Source organism: Pseudomonas sp. (genome assembly GCF_035277045.1).
In the GTDB taxonomy this organism is placed as follows: Bacteria; Pseudomonadota; Gammaproteobacteria; order Pseudomonadales; family Pseudomonadaceae; genus Aquipseudomonas.
Map to the genome: position 1 here is coordinate 588,153 of NZ_DATELE010000276.1, position 15,912 is coordinate 604,064.

Annotated in this window: 16 protein-coding genes; 8 read left to right on the plus strand and 8 right to left on the minus strand. The window is 61.6% G+C overall.

Going from position 1 to position 15,912, the window contains the following annotated elements:
• Nucleotides 1-7 precede the first annotated feature (7 nt).
• Nucleotides 8-1,423 carry an acetyl-CoA carboxylase biotin carboxylase subunit gene (locus VJS90_RS18710; protein ID WP_324123121.1) on the minus strand — a complete coding sequence of 472 codons (1,416 nt, stop codon included), beginning with the start codon at nucleotides 1,421-1,423 and terminating at the stop codon, nucleotides 8-10.
• Between the two features lie 188 nt (nucleotides 1,424-1,611).
• Here VJS90_RS18710 and VJS90_RS18715 point away from each other — a divergent pair, with 188 nt between their 5' ends.
• Entirely contained in the window at nucleotides 1,612-2,574 is a 963-nt protein-coding gene (locus VJS90_RS18715) for a LysR family transcriptional regulator (RefSeq protein WP_324123122.1), read from the plus strand.
• Here VJS90_RS18715 and VJS90_RS18720 read toward each other — a convergent pair.
• Nucleotides 2,516-2,734 (minus strand): PA3496 family putative envelope integrity protein, encoded by a 219-nt coding sequence (locus tag VJS90_RS18720; RefSeq protein ID WP_324123123.1) that lies wholly within the window; start codon nucleotides 2,732-2,734, stop codon nucleotides 2,516-2,518. The genes VJS90_RS18715 and VJS90_RS18720 overlap by 59 nt on opposite strands.
• Before the next feature lie 107 nt (nucleotides 2,735-2,841).
• A complete protein-coding gene (gene hexR / locus VJS90_RS18725) occupies nucleotides 2,842-3,708 on the minus strand; it encodes a transcriptional regulator HexR (protein WP_324123124.1) in 867 nt (288 codons plus the stop codon).
• 233 nt (nucleotides 3,709-3,941) lie between these two features.
• On the opposite strand from hexR, the gene VJS90_RS18730 reads away from it, so the two are divergent.
• From VJS90_RS18730 to VJS90_RS18745, 4 genes are all read left to right on the plus strand, one after another.
• A complete protein-coding gene (locus VJS90_RS18730) occupies nucleotides 3,942-4,265 on the plus strand; it encodes a hypothetical protein (protein ID WP_324123125.1) in 324 nt (107 codons plus the stop codon).
• A 119-nt stretch (nucleotides 4,266-4,384) separates the two neighbouring features.
• Entirely contained in the window at nucleotides 4,385-6,568 is a 2,184-nt protein-coding gene (gene uvrD / locus VJS90_RS18735; protein WP_324123126.1) for a DNA helicase II, read from the plus strand.
• 165 nt (nucleotides 6,569-6,733) lie between these two features.
• Nucleotides 6,734-7,582, plus strand: coding sequence for a Tim44 domain-containing protein (locus VJS90_RS18740; protein WP_324123127.1), 849 nt, complete (start codon nucleotides 6,734-6,736; stop codon nucleotides 7,580-7,582).
• A gap of 112 nt (nucleotides 7,583-7,694) precedes the next feature.
• Complete coding sequence (locus VJS90_RS18745; protein WP_324123128.1) at nucleotides 7,695-8,102, plus strand: SMI1/KNR4 family protein; 408 nt, start codon at nucleotides 7,695-7,697, stop codon at nucleotides 8,100-8,102.
• Between the two features lie 63 nt (nucleotides 8,103-8,165).
• Here the strand turns inward: VJS90_RS18745 and VJS90_RS18750 are convergent, their stop codons facing one another.
• Nucleotides 8,166-9,926 carry a cation:proton antiporter gene (locus VJS90_RS18750; protein ID WP_324123129.1) on the minus strand — a complete coding sequence of 587 codons (1,761 nt, stop codon included), beginning with the start codon at nucleotides 9,924-9,926 and terminating at the stop codon, nucleotides 8,166-8,168.
• A gap of 336 nt (nucleotides 9,927-10,262) precedes the next feature.
• Between VJS90_RS18750 and VJS90_RS18755 the strand changes: the two genes are divergently transcribed.
• On the plus strand, nucleotides 10,263-10,748 hold the full coding sequence (locus tag VJS90_RS18755) for an acyl-CoA thioesterase (protein WP_324123130.1): 486 nt from the start codon (nucleotides 10,263-10,265) through the stop codon (nucleotides 10,746-10,748).
• Here the strand turns inward: VJS90_RS18755 and pdxY are convergent.
• The gene (pdxY, locus tag VJS90_RS18760) at nucleotides 10,745-11,617 is read right to left on the minus strand and encodes a pyridoxal kinase PdxY (protein ID WP_324123131.1); all 873 of its coding nucleotides are present in this window, start codon (nucleotides 11,615-11,617) and stop codon (nucleotides 10,745-10,747) included. The two genes, VJS90_RS18755 and pdxY, sit on opposite strands and share 4 nt — an antisense overlap.
• Before the next feature lie 116 nt (nucleotides 11,618-11,733).
• On the opposite strand from pdxY, the gene VJS90_RS18765 reads away from it, so the two are divergent.
• Nucleotides 11,734-12,126 carry a DUF3301 domain-containing protein gene (locus VJS90_RS18765; protein WP_324123251.1) on the plus strand — a complete coding sequence of 131 codons (393 nt, stop codon included), beginning with the start codon at nucleotides 11,734-11,736 and terminating at the stop codon, nucleotides 12,124-12,126.
• Here VJS90_RS18765 and VJS90_RS18770 read toward each other — a convergent pair whose 3' ends face one another.
• The 3 genes from VJS90_RS18770 to VJS90_RS18780 are packed head-to-tail and all read right to left on the minus strand — an operon-like array spanning nucleotide 12,127 to nucleotide 14,907.
• Nucleotides 12,127-13,098: a CobW-like GTP-binding protein gene (locus VJS90_RS18770; RefSeq protein ID WP_324123132.1), complete on the minus strand. Its 972-nt coding sequence runs from the start codon at nucleotides 13,096-13,098 to the stop codon at nucleotides 12,127-12,129.
• Between the two features lie 37 nt (nucleotides 13,099-13,135).
• Nucleotides 13,136-13,768, minus strand: coding sequence for a DUF1826 domain-containing protein (locus VJS90_RS18775; protein WP_324123133.1), 633 nt, complete (start codon nucleotides 13,766-13,768; stop codon nucleotides 13,136-13,138).
• Nucleotides 13,768-14,907, minus strand: a complete 1,140-nt coding sequence (locus VJS90_RS18780; protein WP_324123134.1) for a GTP-binding protein — start codon at nucleotides 14,905-14,907, stop codon at nucleotides 13,768-13,770. The genes VJS90_RS18775 and VJS90_RS18780 overlap by 1 nt, the downstream gene beginning before the upstream one ends.
• A gap of 110 nt (nucleotides 14,908-15,017) precedes the next feature.
• Between VJS90_RS18780 and folE2 the strand changes: the two genes are divergently transcribed.
• Nucleotides 15,018-15,905, plus strand: coding sequence for a GTP cyclohydrolase FolE2 (gene folE2 / locus VJS90_RS18785; RefSeq protein WP_324123252.1), 888 nt, complete (start codon nucleotides 15,018-15,020; stop codon nucleotides 15,903-15,905).
• Nucleotides 15,906-15,912: the final 7 nt, after the last annotated feature.

The following is a 15,912-nucleotide window of genomic DNA, read 5'->3' on the forward strand; positions in this document are numbered from 1 at the left end:
GGGTTCCTCACAGGCCTGCGTGGGCGGCAATGGCGGCGGCGATGGCCAGGGCCAGCTCTTCGGGTTTGCGCTTGATCGAGTAGTTGGTCAGTTCGGGATGGCTTTCGACAAAGCTGGTATTGAACTGCCCGCTACGGAATTCCGGGTTGCGCAGGATTTCCTGGTAATAGGCGGCGGTGGTCTTCACGCCTTGCACGCGCATGTCGTCCAGGGCCCGCAGGCCGCGGTCCATGGCTTCTTCCCAGGTCAGCGCCCAGACCACCAGCTTCAGGCACATGGAGTCGTAGAACGGCGGGATGGTGTAGCCGGTGTAGATCGCCGTGTCGGTCCGCACCCCGGGGCCGCCGGGCGCGTAGTAGCGGGTGATCTTGCCGAAGCTGGGCAGGAAGTTGTTTTTCGGGTCTTCAGCGTTGATACGGAACTGCAGCGCGAAACCGCGGTGCTGGATATCTTCCTGCTTGATCGACAGCGCCAGGCCCGAGGCGATGCGGATCTGCTCGCGAACGATATCGATGCCGGTGATTTCCTCGGTGATGGTGTGCTCCACCTGCACCCGGGTGTTCATCTCCATGAAATACACCTCGCCATCGGCGAGCAGGAACTCCACGGTACCGGCGTTCTCGTAGCCCACGGCCTTCGCCGCGCGCACCGACAGGTCGCCAATGTAGGCGCGCTGTTCGGGGGTCAGCTGAGGGCTTGGGGCGATCTCGATGAGCTTCTGGTTGCGGCGCTGGATCGAGCAGTCGCGCTCGAACAGGTGCACCACGTTGCCAAAGCTGTCGCCGAGGATCTGCGCCTCGATATGCTTGGGATTGACGATGCATTTCTCGAGGAAGACTTCCGCCGAGCCAAAGGCCTTGGTGGCCTCGGAAATCACTCGCGGGAAGGCTTGTTCGAGTTCCTCGCGGCTGTTGCACCGGCGAATGCCGCGTCCGCCGCCGCCGGAGGTGGCCTTGAGCATCACCGGGTAGCCGATGCGCTCGCCTTCCTGCAGGGCTTCATGAATGTCGGCCACGTTGCCTTCGGTACCTGGGGTGACCGGTACGCCAGCCTTGATCATGCTGCGGCGGGCTTCGGTCTTGTCGCCCATGCGGCGGATCACTTCGGCAGCCGGGCCGATGAACTTGACCCCGCGCTCTACGCAGATTTCCGCCAGCTCGGCGTTTTCCGACAGAAAACCATACCCCGGGTGCAGTGCGTCGCAACCGGTTTCCACCGCCAGGTTCACCAGCTTGCGCGGGTTGAGGTAGCCAGCCAGCGGCTCCGCCCCAATGCTGTAGGCCTCATCGGCACGCTTGACGTGCAGGGCGTGACGGTCGGCGTCGGAATAGATCGCAACAGAGCGAATGCCCATCTCGGCGCATGCACGCACGATCCGAACTGCAATTTCACCCCGGTTGGCGATCAGGATTTTTTTTATCACTTGGATTCTTCCCAAACCGATGGAACACACGAGCCGGTCATGCCGGTCGGCGCGTGGCCAGACGTCGCTGGCCAGTCGCATATTCACCCTAGCGCTGAAGAGAGATAAACAAAAATCAATATTTATTAGAGACTGCATAAGTAAAAACTTATACTTCTGTTACAAGGCATTGCCAGAGGGCTTGTTAAATGCGTAAGTCATTGATGCGTATGACATTACGTCAGTTGCAGATCTTCAATGAGGTTTGCGATCTGAGGTCGTATAGCCGCGCCGCCGAAGAAATGTCGCTGACGCAACCCGCTGTCAGCCTGCAGATCCGCCAGCTCGAAGAGCTGATCGGGCAGCCCCTTTTCGACTATGTCGGCAAGAAACTCTACCTCACCGAGGCAGCCGAAGCGCTGCAACGCGCCAGCCGGGATGTGTTCGGGCGTCTCGAGAACCTCGACATGCAGTTGTCGGACATGCAGGGCTCACTGCAGGGGCAGCTGAAACTGGCGATCGAGTCCAGTGCCAAGTACTTCGTGCCACACCTGTTCGCCGCCTTCAAGCAGCGTCACCCGGAGGTCAACCTGACGTTGACGGTGGTCAACCGCGCGCAGGTCATCCGCAGGCTCTCGGACAACCGCGATGACCTGATCATCATGTCGATGGTGCCCCAGGACATGGGCCTGGAGTTCCTGCCCTTCCTGAACAACCCGATCGTCGCGGTGGCACCACCGGATCATCCGCTGTGCAAGCTCGAGCGCTTGCGCTTGCAGGATCTGGAGCCTCATACCTTGCTGGTCCGCGAGCAAGGATCGGGAACGCGCAAGGCCTGTGAAGAGTATTTCAAGGAAAAGCGCGTGCATTTCACCCAGACGCTGGAGGTGGCGTCGGCTGACGCGCAGCGCGAGTGCGTGATCGCAGGGCTGGGCATTGCCTTGCTGACGCGCCATGCGCTGAACCTTGAGCTGGCCACTGGCATGCTGCGCGAGCTGCCTGTCGAGGAGCTGCCGCTGTACCGCAGCTGGTGCATGGTGCAGTCCAAGGCCAAGCGGCAGTCGCCGGTGGCCTTGGCGTTCCTGGCGTTCATTCGCAACGAACGGGCGCAGATCAGTGGGCTGGGCGAGCGTTTTTCAGGGATTTTGCCGCCGATACCTGCCACACCGTGATCGCCTGGAGATCGGGGTAGTCGGCGAGGTCCTGCAGCAGCTGGCGCTGCTCGCAGTAGCTTTCGATCGCGCGGCGGTATTCCATGCGGCGCTGGTCTTTTTCCTGCTGCTTGCGCGCCTTGGCGCCGGGTTGGTACGAGCCATCGAATTCACGAGCCATTGCCTGTCTCCCTGGTCGAGTGCGGGAGCTTCAGACTGGCGCGGGTATCTTACGGTTTAGTGCAAACGGGATGACAAGTCGGTGAAAATTGCAGGCAACGTGCCGGATCAGTCGTCCATCGCCTTGATCGACTTGGGCGACAGGCGAAGGCTGCGCAGGCTGCGCTTGACGCTTTTCAGGTGATTGACCAGGCTCGGACCGCGGGCCATGGCCACCCCCATCGCCAGCACGTCGATCACCACCAGGTGGGCGATACGCGAGGTCAGCGGGGTATAGATCTCGGTGTCTTCGTGCACATCGATCGCCAGGTTGACCGTCGAGAGCTCCGCCAGCGGCGTCTGGCTTGGGCACAGCGTGATCAGCGTGGCGCCGCTTTCACGCACCAGGTTGGCCGTGATCAGCAGGTCCTTGGAGCGGCCGGACTGGGAAATGCACACCGCCACGTCGCCTGGCTTCAAGGTCACGGCCGACATGGCCTGCATGTGCGGGTCGGAGTAGGCAGCGGCGGTGAGCAACAGCCGGAAGAACTTGTGCTGCGCATCGGCCGCCACCGCGCCAGAGGCGCCAAAGCCATAGAACTCGACCCGCTGGGCCTGAGCCATGGCGGTCACCGCACGTTGCAGGGCAGCGGCATCGAGCTGCTCGCGCACCTCCATCAGCGTGTGCAACGTGGTGTCGAAGATCTTCAGGCTGTAGTCGGCGACCGAGTCGTCTTCATGAATGGCGAACTGCCCGAAACTGGCTCCCGCGGCCAGGCTCTGGGCCAGCTTGAGCTTGAGGTCCTGGAAGCCGGAACAGCCAATGGCGCGGCAGAAGCGCACGATGGTCGGCTCGCTGATACCGACATTGTGGGCAAGATCAGCCATGGAACTGTGCATGACCGCAGCCGGGTCCAACAGCACATGATCGGCGACTTTGAGTTCCGATTTGCGCAGCAGGTGGCGCGATTGGGTGATGTGTTGCAACAGGTTCACGTGCTGGACTCGGTAATGATCGGCTGGCCGGGTGTAGCTTTCTTGTAGTTATACTACATGAGCGTCGACCCGCCCAGTTAAACGAGGAGCAACCCCTCGGTGACGCCATCTGGACCGGGCCCCGTGCAAATAATGCCCTGCGCGGAAATGCTTCTGAATGCTCATGTCCTCATCACCTGAGGATGATGAATATGCAGCATGTGCTGCCTATCACGTCACACAGGTACCCAAAGATGATAATTGAATCCAAAAACTGGACCGCGCAAATCGATCGCATGCCAAGCACCGAGGGCGGCACGTTCCGCATCCACGGAACCGTCGTCGTCGCACATCCAGGCATCGTCCCAGTGCTGTCGATGAGCAAGATCCAGGACAAATCTCTTGCATTGAACATTGACCTGAACCTGGAAACCCAGGACGGGAGCTTCTTGCAGGTTGTGACTGAAAAGGAAGTGGTGTTCGAGCTCAAAGTCGGTTACGACAACGTTCCGTATGCGACAGTGTTCCACGATGGCCAGATACTGGTCAGGATCATGGACATCAAGACCACTCACTGATGTGCTTGGTCGGCTTGCCTGGCGCCGTGCCAGTCAAGCCGATGAGCGGCCTGCCGGTACCGCAGGTTTTTCGCGAACGATGTTTGCCCCTGCACTGCCCCGCGCCCTAGAATGGCCGAATGCGCGAAGACGACCTTTCCCTACTGCTTAACTCCCTCAACGATGCCCAACGCCAGGCCGTAGCTGCCAAGGTGGGGCGTCAGTTGGTCCTGGCTGGTGCTGGCTCCGGCAAAACCCGTGTGCTTGTCCACCGAATCGCCTGGTTGATCCAGGTCGAGCATGCCTCTCCCCATTCGATCCTGTCGGTGACCTTCACCAACAAGGCCGCGGCCGAGATGCGCCACCGGATCGAACAACTGTTGGGCATCAATCCGGCCGGCATGTGGGTGGGTACGTTCCACGGCCTGGCCCACCGCCTGTTGCGGGCGCACTGGCAGGAAGCCGGCCTGAGCCAGAACTTCCAGATCCTCGACAGCGACGACCAGCAGCGCCTGGTCAAGCGGGTAATGCGCGAGCTGGGCCTTGATGAGCAGCGCTGGCCAGCCCGCCAGGCTCAGTGGTTCATCAACGGGCAGAAGGACGAGGGCCTGCGCCCGAAACATATCCAGGTGAACGGCGACCTGTTCCTGGGCACCATGCGCAGTGTCTACGAAGCCTACGAAGACGCCTGCCAGCGCGCCGGGGTCATCGATTTTTCCGAGCTGCTGCTGCGCGCGCTGGACCTGTGGCGCGACCAGCCTGACCTGCTCAGGCACTACCAGCGGCGCTTCCGTCACCTGCTGGTAGACGAGTTCCAGGACACCAACGCCGTGCAGTACGCCTGGTTGCGCCTGCTCGCCGCCGGGGGCGACAGCCTGATGGCCGTGGGCGACGACGACCAGTCCATCTATGGCTGGCGCGGCGCCAAGATCGAGAACATCCACCAGTACACCGCCGACTTCCCCGACGCCGAGCTGATCCGCCTGGAGCAGAACTACCGCTCCACCGCCGGCATCCTCAAGGCCGCCAACGCCCTGATCGTTAACAACAGCGGGCGCCTGGGCAAGGAGCTGTGGACCGACGTCGGCGAGGGCGAGCCCCTGAGCCTCTACGCGGCCTACAACGAACACGACGAAGCGCGCTACGTGGTGGAAACCATCGAAAGCGTGATCAAGGCCGGCGCCGCGCGTAACGAAGTCGCCATTCTGTATCGCTCCAACGCCCAGTCGCGGGTGCTTGAAGAGGCCCTGCTGCGCGAACGCATTCCATACCGTATCTATGGCGGCCAGCGCTTCTTCGAGCGCGCCGAAATCAAGAACGCCATGGCCTACCTGCGCCTGCTCGAGGGGCGCGGCAACGACGCTGCCCTGGAGCGGGTGATCAACGTGCCGCCGCGCGGCATTGGCGAGAAAACCGTCGAAGCCCTGCGCGAACACGCCCGCCACAGCCGCCTGTCGATGTGGGAAGCCATGTCCCAGCTCCTGGCCAACAAGGCGCTCAAGGGCCGGGCCGCCAGCGCCCTGGGCGCGTTCATCGAGCTGATCGAGAACCTCTCGGCCAAGGTCACTGACATGCCCTTGCACCTGATGACCCAGACCGTCATCGAGCAATCGGGCCTGATCCCCTATCACCAGGAAGAAAAAGGTGAAAAGGGCCAGGCACGGGTAGAAAACCTTGAGGAACTGGTCAGCGCCGCGCGCAACTTCGAGTCCGCCGAGGAAGACAGCGACCTGACACCGCTGTCGGCATTCCTGGGCCACGCCTCGCTCGAAGCCGGTGATACCCAGGCTGACGAGCACGAAGACAGTGTCCAGCTGATGACCCTGCACAGCGCCAAGGGGCTGGAATTCCCCCATGTGTTCCTGGTCGGCATGGAAGAAGGCCTGTTCCCGCACAAGATGAGCCTTGAAGAGCCAGGCCGCCTTGAAGAGGAACGGCGCCTGGCTTATGTGGGCATCACCCGCGCCATGCGCCAGCTGGTGATGACCTACGCCGAGACACGCCGGCTGTATGGCAGCGAGACCTACAACAAGGTGTCGCGTTTCGTGCGTGAGATCCCGCCTGGCCTGGTACAAGAGGTGCGCCTGTCGAACAGCGTCAGCCGGCCGTTCGGCAACACCGCGACCAAGGCCAGCAGCCTGTTCGCCAACGCCAGCATTCCCGAGACGCCCTTCAGCCTCGGCCAGCGCGTGCAGCATTCGCTGTTCGGCGAAGGCGTGATCCTCAACTTCGAAGGCTCGGGTGCCCAGGCGCGGGTGCAGGTGAACTTCGACGAGGGCAGCAAGTGGCTGATGCTCGGCTACGCCAAGCTCGAAGCCATCTGACCTTTCCTGGTCTCTGTCAGGCCTTTCCTACAGCCACTGAGGAAAGGCCTTCAGCATTTCCAGCACTATCCAGGCAAAAGCTGGAAACATTATGTTGCTGGTCATGCGTCCTGCAACCTGTGCACCATGACGCGCGTGCAATCCACAAAATGGGAATACCCTTCTATGCAACGTTTTCTTAGCATCGCCATGGCGCTGTGCATCGGCTTGACGCTGAGCATCGACGCCAATGCCAAACGCTTCGGCGGCGGCAAGAGCTCGGGCGCTGCCCCGACACACCAGACGCGCCAGGCCGCACCGGCCTCTCCGGCCGCAGCCCCGAACGCGCCAGGCCGCGCCCCTGCCGCCGCCAGCGGTGCTTCGCGCTGGCTGGGCCCACTGGCAGGCATCGCCGCCGGTGGCCTGCTTGCCTCCATGTTCATGGGTGACGGTTTCGAGGGCATGCAGATCCTCGACATCCTGATCATGGCGCTGATTGCCTTCCTGGTGTTCCGCTTCATTGCCGCCCGCCGCCGCCAGCAGCAGCCAAACGTGGCCGCTGCCGGTCATGCGCCGTTCCAGCGTGAAGCCCATGCCCAACCGGCCCAGCCTTCGATCTTCGGTGGCTCGGCCGCGGCCTCCGCCGCCCCGGTGATCAACGCCCCGGCCTGGTTCAACGAGCAGAACTTCCTGGCTGCCGCGCGCAACCACTTCCAGTCGCTGCAGCAGCACTGGGACGCCAACGAGATGGACAAGATCTCCGAGTTCGTAACCCCGCAGATGCTTGAATTCCTCAAGCGCGAGCGCGCCGAACTGGGTGACGGCTTCCAGTCCACCTACATCGACAATCTCCAGGTGCAACTGGAAGGCGTCGATGACCGCGCCGACAAGACCATTGCAACCTTGACCTTCCATGGCGTGTCGAAGACCTCGCGCTTCGACCAGGGCGAGCCGTTCAGCGAAAGCTGGAACATGGAACGTGCACAGGGTGAGAATCAGCCCTGGATGCTTGCAGGTATCCGCCAGAACGGCTGATCCTGAGACGTTGCACAAAAAACCCCGGGCCTGCCCGGGGTTTTGCTTTTAGCAGACCGGGCTACTAGGGTATAACCCGCACCGTGTGAACCAGGCAGAGAGGATGTGAACCGTGGAAGAAGTGATCGAACAACTGCGTGAAGCCAATGAACCCGTGCCGGTTCCCCTTGAGCTTCCTGACGAAGACCAGCTGGTAGAAATCGAAGAGCAGCTGTTCATCAATATTCCTTTCGTCTTCAAGGAATACCTGCTGACCGTCAGCGACGTGGTCTATGGCAGCCTGGAGCCGGTAACCGTCACCGACCCACAGTCCCATACCTACCTGCCTGACGTGGCGGCCAACGCCTGGGATGCAGGCGTGCCGCGCGACCTGATCCCGATCTGCCAGGACGGCGACGACTATTACTGCGTCGAAGAAGACGGCACCGTGGTGCTGTGGTCCGGCGAGGAAGAGATCGTCACCGAGGAAAGCTGGGAGTCGGTCTGGCACTGGGTGCGGGATGTGTGGCTGGAAAGCTGAGCGCGTTGCCAGTTGCTCGGTGGCCAGCGCCCGCATGCCTGGCCACCTGTTCCAGGGACTGGGTCAGTGACCCTGCTCCCGGTTGTTCTCGAGCGTCTCCAGCAAGGCGATCTGCATGCGCGTGTGCACGCGGATGAACCAGCGCCACAGAAGCGCCACCACGCCCGCCGCCACGACGGCGATCAGCAGCAGCAGCTCGTTGGTCGGCAGGATGCTCGCGGACAGCGCCGACAGCAGCAGGAAGATCACCAGCAGCGACAGCACCGGTATCACTTCGGCGATCACCCGCCGGACACGCTGGGTGTGGCGGCCCGCCATTTCCGGCTTGACCCCCATCTCGGCCAGCAACATCGACAGCGCCTTGAGCTTGCGGTAGGCCGCGATCAAAAACGGTAGCGACAGCAGCAGCGCCGCGCCCCAGATCAGCGCCTTCTGCTGGCTGATATCGGTTACCCACTCATTCAGGTAGGTGCCGATACGCTCCGCAAAGTACCCCCCACTGAAGAAGATCGCCACCACCAGCGCCAGGTTGACCCCGACCTGCAACAGGATGCGCCGGATCATCGACGCCAGCATGGCGCCCTCTCCGTGCGGCTGGATACTGCGCAACCACTCCCCGTACAGCGAAAGCACCCGCGACAGACGCCCTGGCATGACCCGGCCGAGCTTGATCGAAAGCGGGTCTGCCGCACGGATCAGGTAGGGCGTCAGCAAGGTGGTGATCGCCGACACCGCCACCGCGACGGGGTAGAGGAAATCGCTGGTCACCTGCAGGGTCATCCCCAATGCCGCAATGATGAACGAAAATTCGCCAATCTGTGAAAGCCCCATGCCAACCCGGAGCGAGGTACGTCCGTCGTTACCCGCGATGAACGCCCCCACGCCGCAGGAAAACATCTTGCCCAGCACCACCGCGAGGGTGATCACCACGATCGGCCAGGCGTAGTCGACCAGTACCTGCGGGTCGATCATCAAGCCGATGGCGACGAAGAAGATAGCGCTGAACAGGTCGCGGACCGGCTCGATCAGGCTTTCGATCTTTAGCAGCTGGCGCGATTCGGCCATGATCGCGCCGATCAGGAAGGCGCCCAGCACCATGCTGTACTCGAGCTTGACCACCAGCAGGCAGAAGCCGAAGCACAGGCCTAGCACGGTGATCAGCAGCATTTCATTGCTTTCGAACTTTGCCACGTAGGCCAGCAGCCTTGGCACCAGCAGGATGCCGATGACCAGCGCGACGATCATGAACAGCGACAGCTTGCCGACCGTCGAGAACACCTCGCCAGAGCTGACCGTGCCGCTGACGGCGATTCCCGAGAGCAGGGCAATGATGCCGATGCCCAGGATGTCCTCGACGATCAGCACGCCGAAGATCAGCTGGGCAAAGCGCTCGTTCTTCATCTTGAGGTCGTTGAGCGCCTTGACGATGATGGTTGTCGAGGAAATCGCCAGGATCGCGCCGAGGAACAGCGAGTCCATGGTGCTCCATTCGAACCAGCGGCCGATCTCGAAGCCGATCCAGATCATCAGGATGATTTCCAGGAACGCCGCGATGAATGCCGTGGCGCCGACCTTGAACAGCTTGCGCAGGCTGAACTCCAGCCCCAGACAGAACATCAGGAAGATCACGCCGAGCTCGGCGAGGGTCTTGATCGTGTCCTCGTCGTGGATCAGGCCAAACGGCGGGGTATGCGGGCCGATGATGAAGCCGGCCACGATGTAGCCAAGCACCACTGGCTGCTTGAAGCGGTGAAACACGATGGTGACCACCCCGGCGACCAGCATGATCACTGCCAGGTCCTGGATAAAACTGATGGCATGCACGGTGTGGTACTCCTTGTCTCAATGCACGGGAAAGACCGCTCCTCTGTAAGCCAGATCCTCGGCTGCCAGCGAGTACATACTGTTTTGAATGTAGGAAAGGCCCTACTACAAGGCCGTACTCAGGTTAACATCGCGACCCACCGCAAACGCCCGGTGCAATATGTAGAAACAGATCGGCCGTCCGGCACCCGGCAATGGCGCGATTCAAGTGACGGCAAGGCGCTGATCGGCGTCCCGTTTCAGGGTGCACCTATTCAGATGCATCCATCAGCAAGGGGAACAGAAGTGTCCGCAGATACCGGCCCCGTAACCGCGCAACCCTACCGTGAGCACACTATGGAACCTGGAAACGCCCAGTTGTCGATGACCGTCCTGATGACCCCGGACATGGCCAACTTTTCTGGCAACGTACACGGTGGCACGCTGCTCAAATACCTCGACGAGGTGGCCTACGCCTGTGCCAGCCGCTATGCCGGCACCTACGTGGTGACCTTGTCGGTGGACCAGGTGATCTTTCGAGAGCCGGTGCATGTCGGCGAGCTGGTGACGTTTCTGGCATCGGTCAACTACACCGGCACCACCTCGATGGAGGTAGGCATCAAGGTGGTGACCGAGAATATCCGCGAGCGCTCGGTCCGCCATTCCAACAGCTGCTTCTTCACCATGGTGGCCGTGGACGACAACCGCAAGCCGGTGCCGGTACCGTCGCGCCAACCCGAATCCAGTGAGGAAAAGCGTCGGTTCCTGCAAGGCAAGCAGCGCCGCCTGATCCGCCAGGAGCTGGAAAAACGTTACCAGGACCTCAAGACCGACGCGCTTTAAAGCGCCAGCCGCTGGGCCTCGAAACGCACCCGCGGGTGCGCGATGCGGTCCTGGGCGCGCACCAGCTGCAGCTCATAGCTGGCGCACGCCTGGGTTTCGAGCAGCACCTCATGGACCGCCGCCGCGGCGAATTCGAACGCCTGCAGCCAGGTGTCACCCAGTAGCACGCGCGCCAGGAACAGCCCCGACGTGAGATCGCCCACGCCCACCGGCTGACGTGGGAAAGCCAGCAACGGGCGGCGCAGGTGCCAGCTGCCTTCGCCAGTCACCAGCAGCATCTCGAAGGCGTCGGCGGCGCGCCCCGGGTAGGCCAGGTGCTTGACCAGCACGGCCTGGGGCCCGCGGGCAAGCACGCTGCGCGCCATGGCCACGCAGTCCTCGAGCGATTCGGCCTGCCTGCCGCAGAAGCTGTCCAGCTCCAGCTGGTTGGGGCACAGGATATCGGCCACCGCCGCCGCCTGCTGCAACAGGAAATCACTGACCTCGGCCGGGACGATGCAGCCCTTCTCGGCATGCCCCATGACCGGGTCGCACAGGTAGAGCGCCCGCGGATTGGCCTGCTTGATGCGCTTGACCCCCGCCAGTATCGCCCGCCCCTGCTCTGCACTGCCCAGGTAGCCGGAAAGGATTGCATCGCAGTCGCCCAACTCGCCAATGGTGGCGATCCCTTCGACCAGCGCAGGAATCTGCGCGGGAGCAAGCACCTCCCCCGCCCACTGGCCATACTGGGTGTGATTGGAGAACTGCACGGTATTGAGCGGCCAGACATTTACGCCTATCCGCTGCATGGGAAACACCGCGGCGCTGTTTCCGGCGTGGCCAAACACCACATGGGACTGGATTGAGAGCAGGTGCGGTGTACGTTTCATGCGTGATACCCGAAGCTGTAGGAAAATGTGCGGTGCGCAGTATGGCGTCAAACATGGCCTGTACGACAGGCCAGCAAGCCAGTTAAGCTGGATCGACCTGGTGGGAGCCTATGCAAATGTTGACCCTTGAGAACCTCTTCGTGCTGATGGTGCTGGCGACGGCGGGTGCGTGGCTATGGCACAGCCATGGATTGCGGGAGAAAGCGCTGGAGAGGGTCAAGCAGCACTGTGCCAAGCTCGAGCTTGAACTGCTCGACGGCAACGTGGCGCTCAAGCGCATCGGCCTGGTGCGCGATGCCAATGGCCGCAAGCGCCTGGCGCGGGTCTACGGCTTCGAGTTCACCGTGACCGGCGAGCAACGCCACCCGGGGACGGTGACCCAGTTCGGCGCTCATACGATGCAGATAGAACTGGCGCCCTACCCCTTTGAGATCAAGACACCACCCCACGCCGGCAACGTGATCGAGATGAACCAGTGGCGCCAGGAACACAACCGCTGGCGTCATTGATCAATCCGCGAGGCAGTCCTGCAAGCCCCGCCGCAGAGCCTCTGGCGTCCGCGGTTGATCGAAGATCAACTCGATTCGCGAGTCGCGGCGCCATGCACTTTGTTGCCAGGGGGTCGCCTGCCCATCCAGGGCGTTGAGCGATTGCCATCCCTGGCAGCTGTGGATAACCAGCTTGGCCCGCTTCCACTTCCACTGCCCCAAAAACTTATCCACAGAAGCTCGATCGAATTGTCGTGAAGGATGCCATTGCCAACCAATGCTCCAACCGCCGTCCCCGAGCTGTGAAATACAGACTGGAACCGCAGGATTTATCCACAGGGTGCCGGACGGGGCTGTATCCATTGAGGCCAAGGACTTATCAACAGGTGCGCGCATGTCCTGTTGATATCTTTTCAGCGGCATATTTTCCAGATTCATCCACCCTTGGTTTGTCCACAGGGTAGAAATATCGGGCAATGACTGACTTATCAACGCCCTCGCATAGTTATCCACAGACTCCGCTTTGTTGATAACTATCAGGGCCGCCATCTCCAGCGCCGCCCGCTGGGCGTCCGGCAATTGCTGGCCCGCTGCCAAGGCCGCGCCATCGAGCACTATGACCAAGGGCTGCACATCAAGAACCCCCGTCCACGGCGATTTTCCCAACTGCGCGATCAGTTCGGCGGGATGTCCCAGGCCGGAAGGTTCGATCAACAGGCGATCCGGGCGGGCCTTGCGCAACAAACGCCCCAATCCGACCTGAAAAGGCACGCCGTTGATGCAACACAGGCATCCGCCTGCGACCTCGCTGATGGCAACGCCGTCGTCAACGCCGCTCAGCAGCGCTGCGTCGAGACCGATTTGTCCAAACTCGTTGACCAAAACCGCCCAGCGCTCGCCCGCGGGTCGTTGAGCCAGCAGCTGCCGGATGAGACTGGTCTTGCCCGCGCCCAGGGGGCCGGCGAAGACGTGCGTGGGGATGTTCTGCAGCATGGGATGAATTCTTCGGGATTTTCCCCACTATGGCGCCTCAGGCCAGCCAGTCAAGGCTCAATAACAAGCGCCGCTCGCCCGCCTGCGACGGGGGCGAGCGATGGATCAATCCCGCGCCTTCATTACCTAGCCACTTCTCACCCTTGAGCAGAGCGACGTCACCCGCCTGCAAGCGGTGAATGTTATCCACAGGCTCCGGCATCGATGCCAGGCATTCAGGATCCACGGCCCCCGCCTGGAGCCATTCGCTGCCGCGGCCCGCATAGGTGCACAGCAGCCGCACCGGTACCTGGTCGACGTGAAAACGCGGGCACATCGGGTTGTCCAGCACACGCAAGCGCAGCCCCACACGCCTGGCGCCGAGCAAGCAGGCAAAAGCGTCGACGAGCCAGGCGACATCGGCGCAAAAGCCTTCATGGCCCTGCAGGTCCGTCGCGCCGGGAAGCACCCCTTGCAGCACCAGGGGTTGCGCTTCGTCGACCTTGATCACACGGTGGTCGGCCAGCGGCTTGCCCAGGCTCAGGGCAAGCAGGGCGAAGTCTTCGATCTGCGCAGGGAGGTGCCGCTGCCACACGGCCAGGTTGACGTCATCCTGGAGGATTTCGGTCATCACCTGAGTGGATTCGCCCGTCACCTGTCGACGCTGGGTCCCTCGCGCCACCACCCGCATCAGGCAGCATCCTCGTGTTGCCAAGCCTCGAAGGGATCGGCCAGCGTTTCCCAGCCCTGGCTACCCAAGGCCATCTCGCTATCAGTCAGCAGGCAGGCATCGAGATCATCGTAGAGTGACGGGAACACGATACCCTGGCCGATGAACACCAGCTCCTGTCTGCAATCACTGCCGTCATCTGCCCAGCGTCCAGCGAAGCCATGACGCATCATCCCGCCGGCCTGGGACCAGCTACCCGCCTCTTGAGGCTTGCTGGCAAGCCAGAAAAAACCCTTGGAGCGCAGCAGTCGGCCATTGACCCATGGCCTGTGGATAAAATCGAAGAAGCGCTGAGGGTGCAGCGGCCTTCGCGCCTGCCAGGTACCGGCTGCTATCCCGTATTCGTCGGTCTCGGCCACATGTTCGCCGCGCAGCACCTGTAGCCATCCTGGCGCCTGGGCTGCGTGCTCGAAGTCAAACAGCCCGGTATCGATAATCCGTTCCAGCGCTACCTCGCCCATCACCATGGGCACGATCTGGGCCTTGGCGTTGAGCCCGCGCAAGATCGCCATGAGCTCTTCCCGGTCGTGCTGGCTGATCAGGTCGATCTTGCTCAGCAGGATCACGTCTGCGAATTCGACCTGCTCGATGAGCAGGTCGCTGATCGAGCGCTCATCGTCCTCGCCCAGCGTTTCGCCGTGACTGGCGAGGCTATCGGCTGCCTGGTAGTCATGCAGGAAGTTCAGCCCATCGACCACCGTGACCATCGTGTCCAGGCGCGCCAGGTCTGACAGGCTACGTCCTAGCTCGTCACGAAAGGTGAACGTCTCGGCAACCGGCAACGGTTCGGATATGCCGGTGGATTCGATCAGCAGGTAGTCGAAGCGGCCCTCCTGGGCCAGTCGGGCAACTTCTGCGAGCAGGTCTTCTCGCAAGGTGCAGCAGATGCAGCCGTTGCTCATTTCGATCAGCTTTTCCTCGGCGCGGTTCAGGCTGACATTGCGCTGGACTTCACTGGCGTCGATGTTGATCTCGCTCATGTCGTTGACGATCACGGCTACCCGAAGGTCATCGCGGTTGCGTAATACATGGTTGAGCAACGTGCTTTTACCAGCGCCGAGAAATCCGGAGAGCACGGTAACGGGTAGGCGGTCTGGCATGGCGGTTCCTCATCGTGGCGACGCATTCGAACGATGCGATTGGCAATGTTATATTATAACGAAGCTATAACGCCAAGCAGTATTGGTCAAATCAGATGAAGGGCCACACCATGACAAATTTGCATCTCCCTGATATCGCTGTTCAGCCTGGTCGAATCGCGACGCCGCTGGACTGGGTAGGCATGCGCGGAATTGCCTTGCCCCTCCGCTTTCAGTCGGACACCGTTGCTGGGCATGCGGATGCGGCCGTGGACCTGGATGACAGCGGAGCACGTGGCATTCATATGTCGCGCTTATACCTCGCCCTTGAGGCACTCGAGCATCAGGAGCTGAGCCCTGCATTGCTGCGTCGGCTGCTGGAGAACTTTTTGGAGGGACATCAAGGGCTGTCGAGTTGCGCTTTTCTCGATCTATCCTTCAACCTGATGCTCAAGCGGCCAGCCTTGGTCAGCCCACTGGCGGGCTGGAAAAGCTATCCGGTCCGAGTAAAAGCACGTTTGGAACGCAAAGTGTTCCACGTGGAACTATTTGTGGAATTGCCCTATTCATCCACATGCCCGTGCTCGGCGGCACTGGCCCGTCAGTTGATCCAGCAACAGTTTTTGCAGGATTTCGCCAACCGCGCCCTGGACCATGAGTCGCTTCTAAAATGGCTGGGGACAAGCGAAGGAATTGTTGCCACGCCCCACAGCCAGCGCAGCAAGGCGTGCCTGGGCATTCGCCTGACTCACGCCCAAGACTCATTCCCCGTGGAAGAATTGATCAACCTGGCTGAAGCATCTCTTGCAACCGCGGTGCAGACCGCCGTGAAGCGTGCCGATGAACAGGCCTTCGCGCTCGCCAACGGGCAGAACCTGATGTTCTGCGAAGATGCTGCTCGACGACTGCATCAGGCGATACGCTCCCAACCGTGGATCGACGGGTTCAGTGTTCGCGTGGAACATGCCGAGAGCCTGCATGCCCATGATGCCGTCGCAAGCAGCCTGTGGAACTGGTAAGCGCAGA

Excerpts from the sequence above, each read along its gene's own strand:
- VJS90_RS18780 (WP_324123134.1), bottom strand. The coding sequence starts at position 14,907 with ATGCCAGACCGCCTACCCGTTACCGTGCTCTCCGGATTTCTCGGCGCT.
- VJS90_RS18715 (WP_324123122.1), top strand. The coding sequence starts at position 1,612 with ATGCGTAAGTCATTGATGCGTATGACATTACGTCAGTTGCAGATCTTC.
- pdxY (WP_324123131.1), bottom strand. The coding sequence starts at position 11,617 with ATGAAACGTACACCGCACCTGCTCTCAATCCAGTCCCATGTGGTGTTT.
- uvrD (WP_324123126.1), top strand. The coding sequence starts at position 4,385 with ATGCGCGAAGACGACCTTTCCCTACTGCTTAACTCCCTCAACGATGCC.
- folE2 (WP_324123252.1), top strand. The coding sequence starts at position 15,018 with ATGACAAATTTGCATCTCCCTGATATCGCTGTTCAGCCTGGTCGAATC.
- VJS90_RS18720 (WP_324123123.1), bottom strand. The coding sequence starts at position 2,734 with ATGGCTCGTGAATTCGATGGCTCGTACCAACCCGGCGCCAAGGCGCGC.
- VJS90_RS18765 (WP_324123251.1), top strand. The coding sequence starts at position 11,734 with ATGTTGACCCTTGAGAACCTCTTCGTGCTGATGGTGCTGGCGACGGCG.
- VJS90_RS18740 (WP_324123127.1), top strand. The coding sequence starts at position 6,734 with ATGCAACGTTTTCTTAGCATCGCCATGGCGCTGTGCATCGGCTTGACG.
- VJS90_RS18755 (WP_324123130.1), top strand. The coding sequence starts at position 10,263 with ATGGAACCTGGAAACGCCCAGTTGTCGATGACCGTCCTGATGACCCCG.
- VJS90_RS18770 (WP_324123132.1), bottom strand. The coding sequence starts at position 13,098 with ATGCTGCAGAACATCCCCACGCACGTCTTCGCCGGCCCCCTGGGCGCG.
- VJS90_RS18775 (WP_324123133.1), bottom strand. The coding sequence starts at position 13,768 with ATGCGGGTGGTGGCGCGAGGGACCCAGCGTCGACAGGTGACGGGCGAA.
- VJS90_RS18730 (WP_324123125.1), top strand. The coding sequence starts at position 3,942 with ATGATAATTGAATCCAAAAACTGGACCGCGCAAATCGATCGCATGCCA.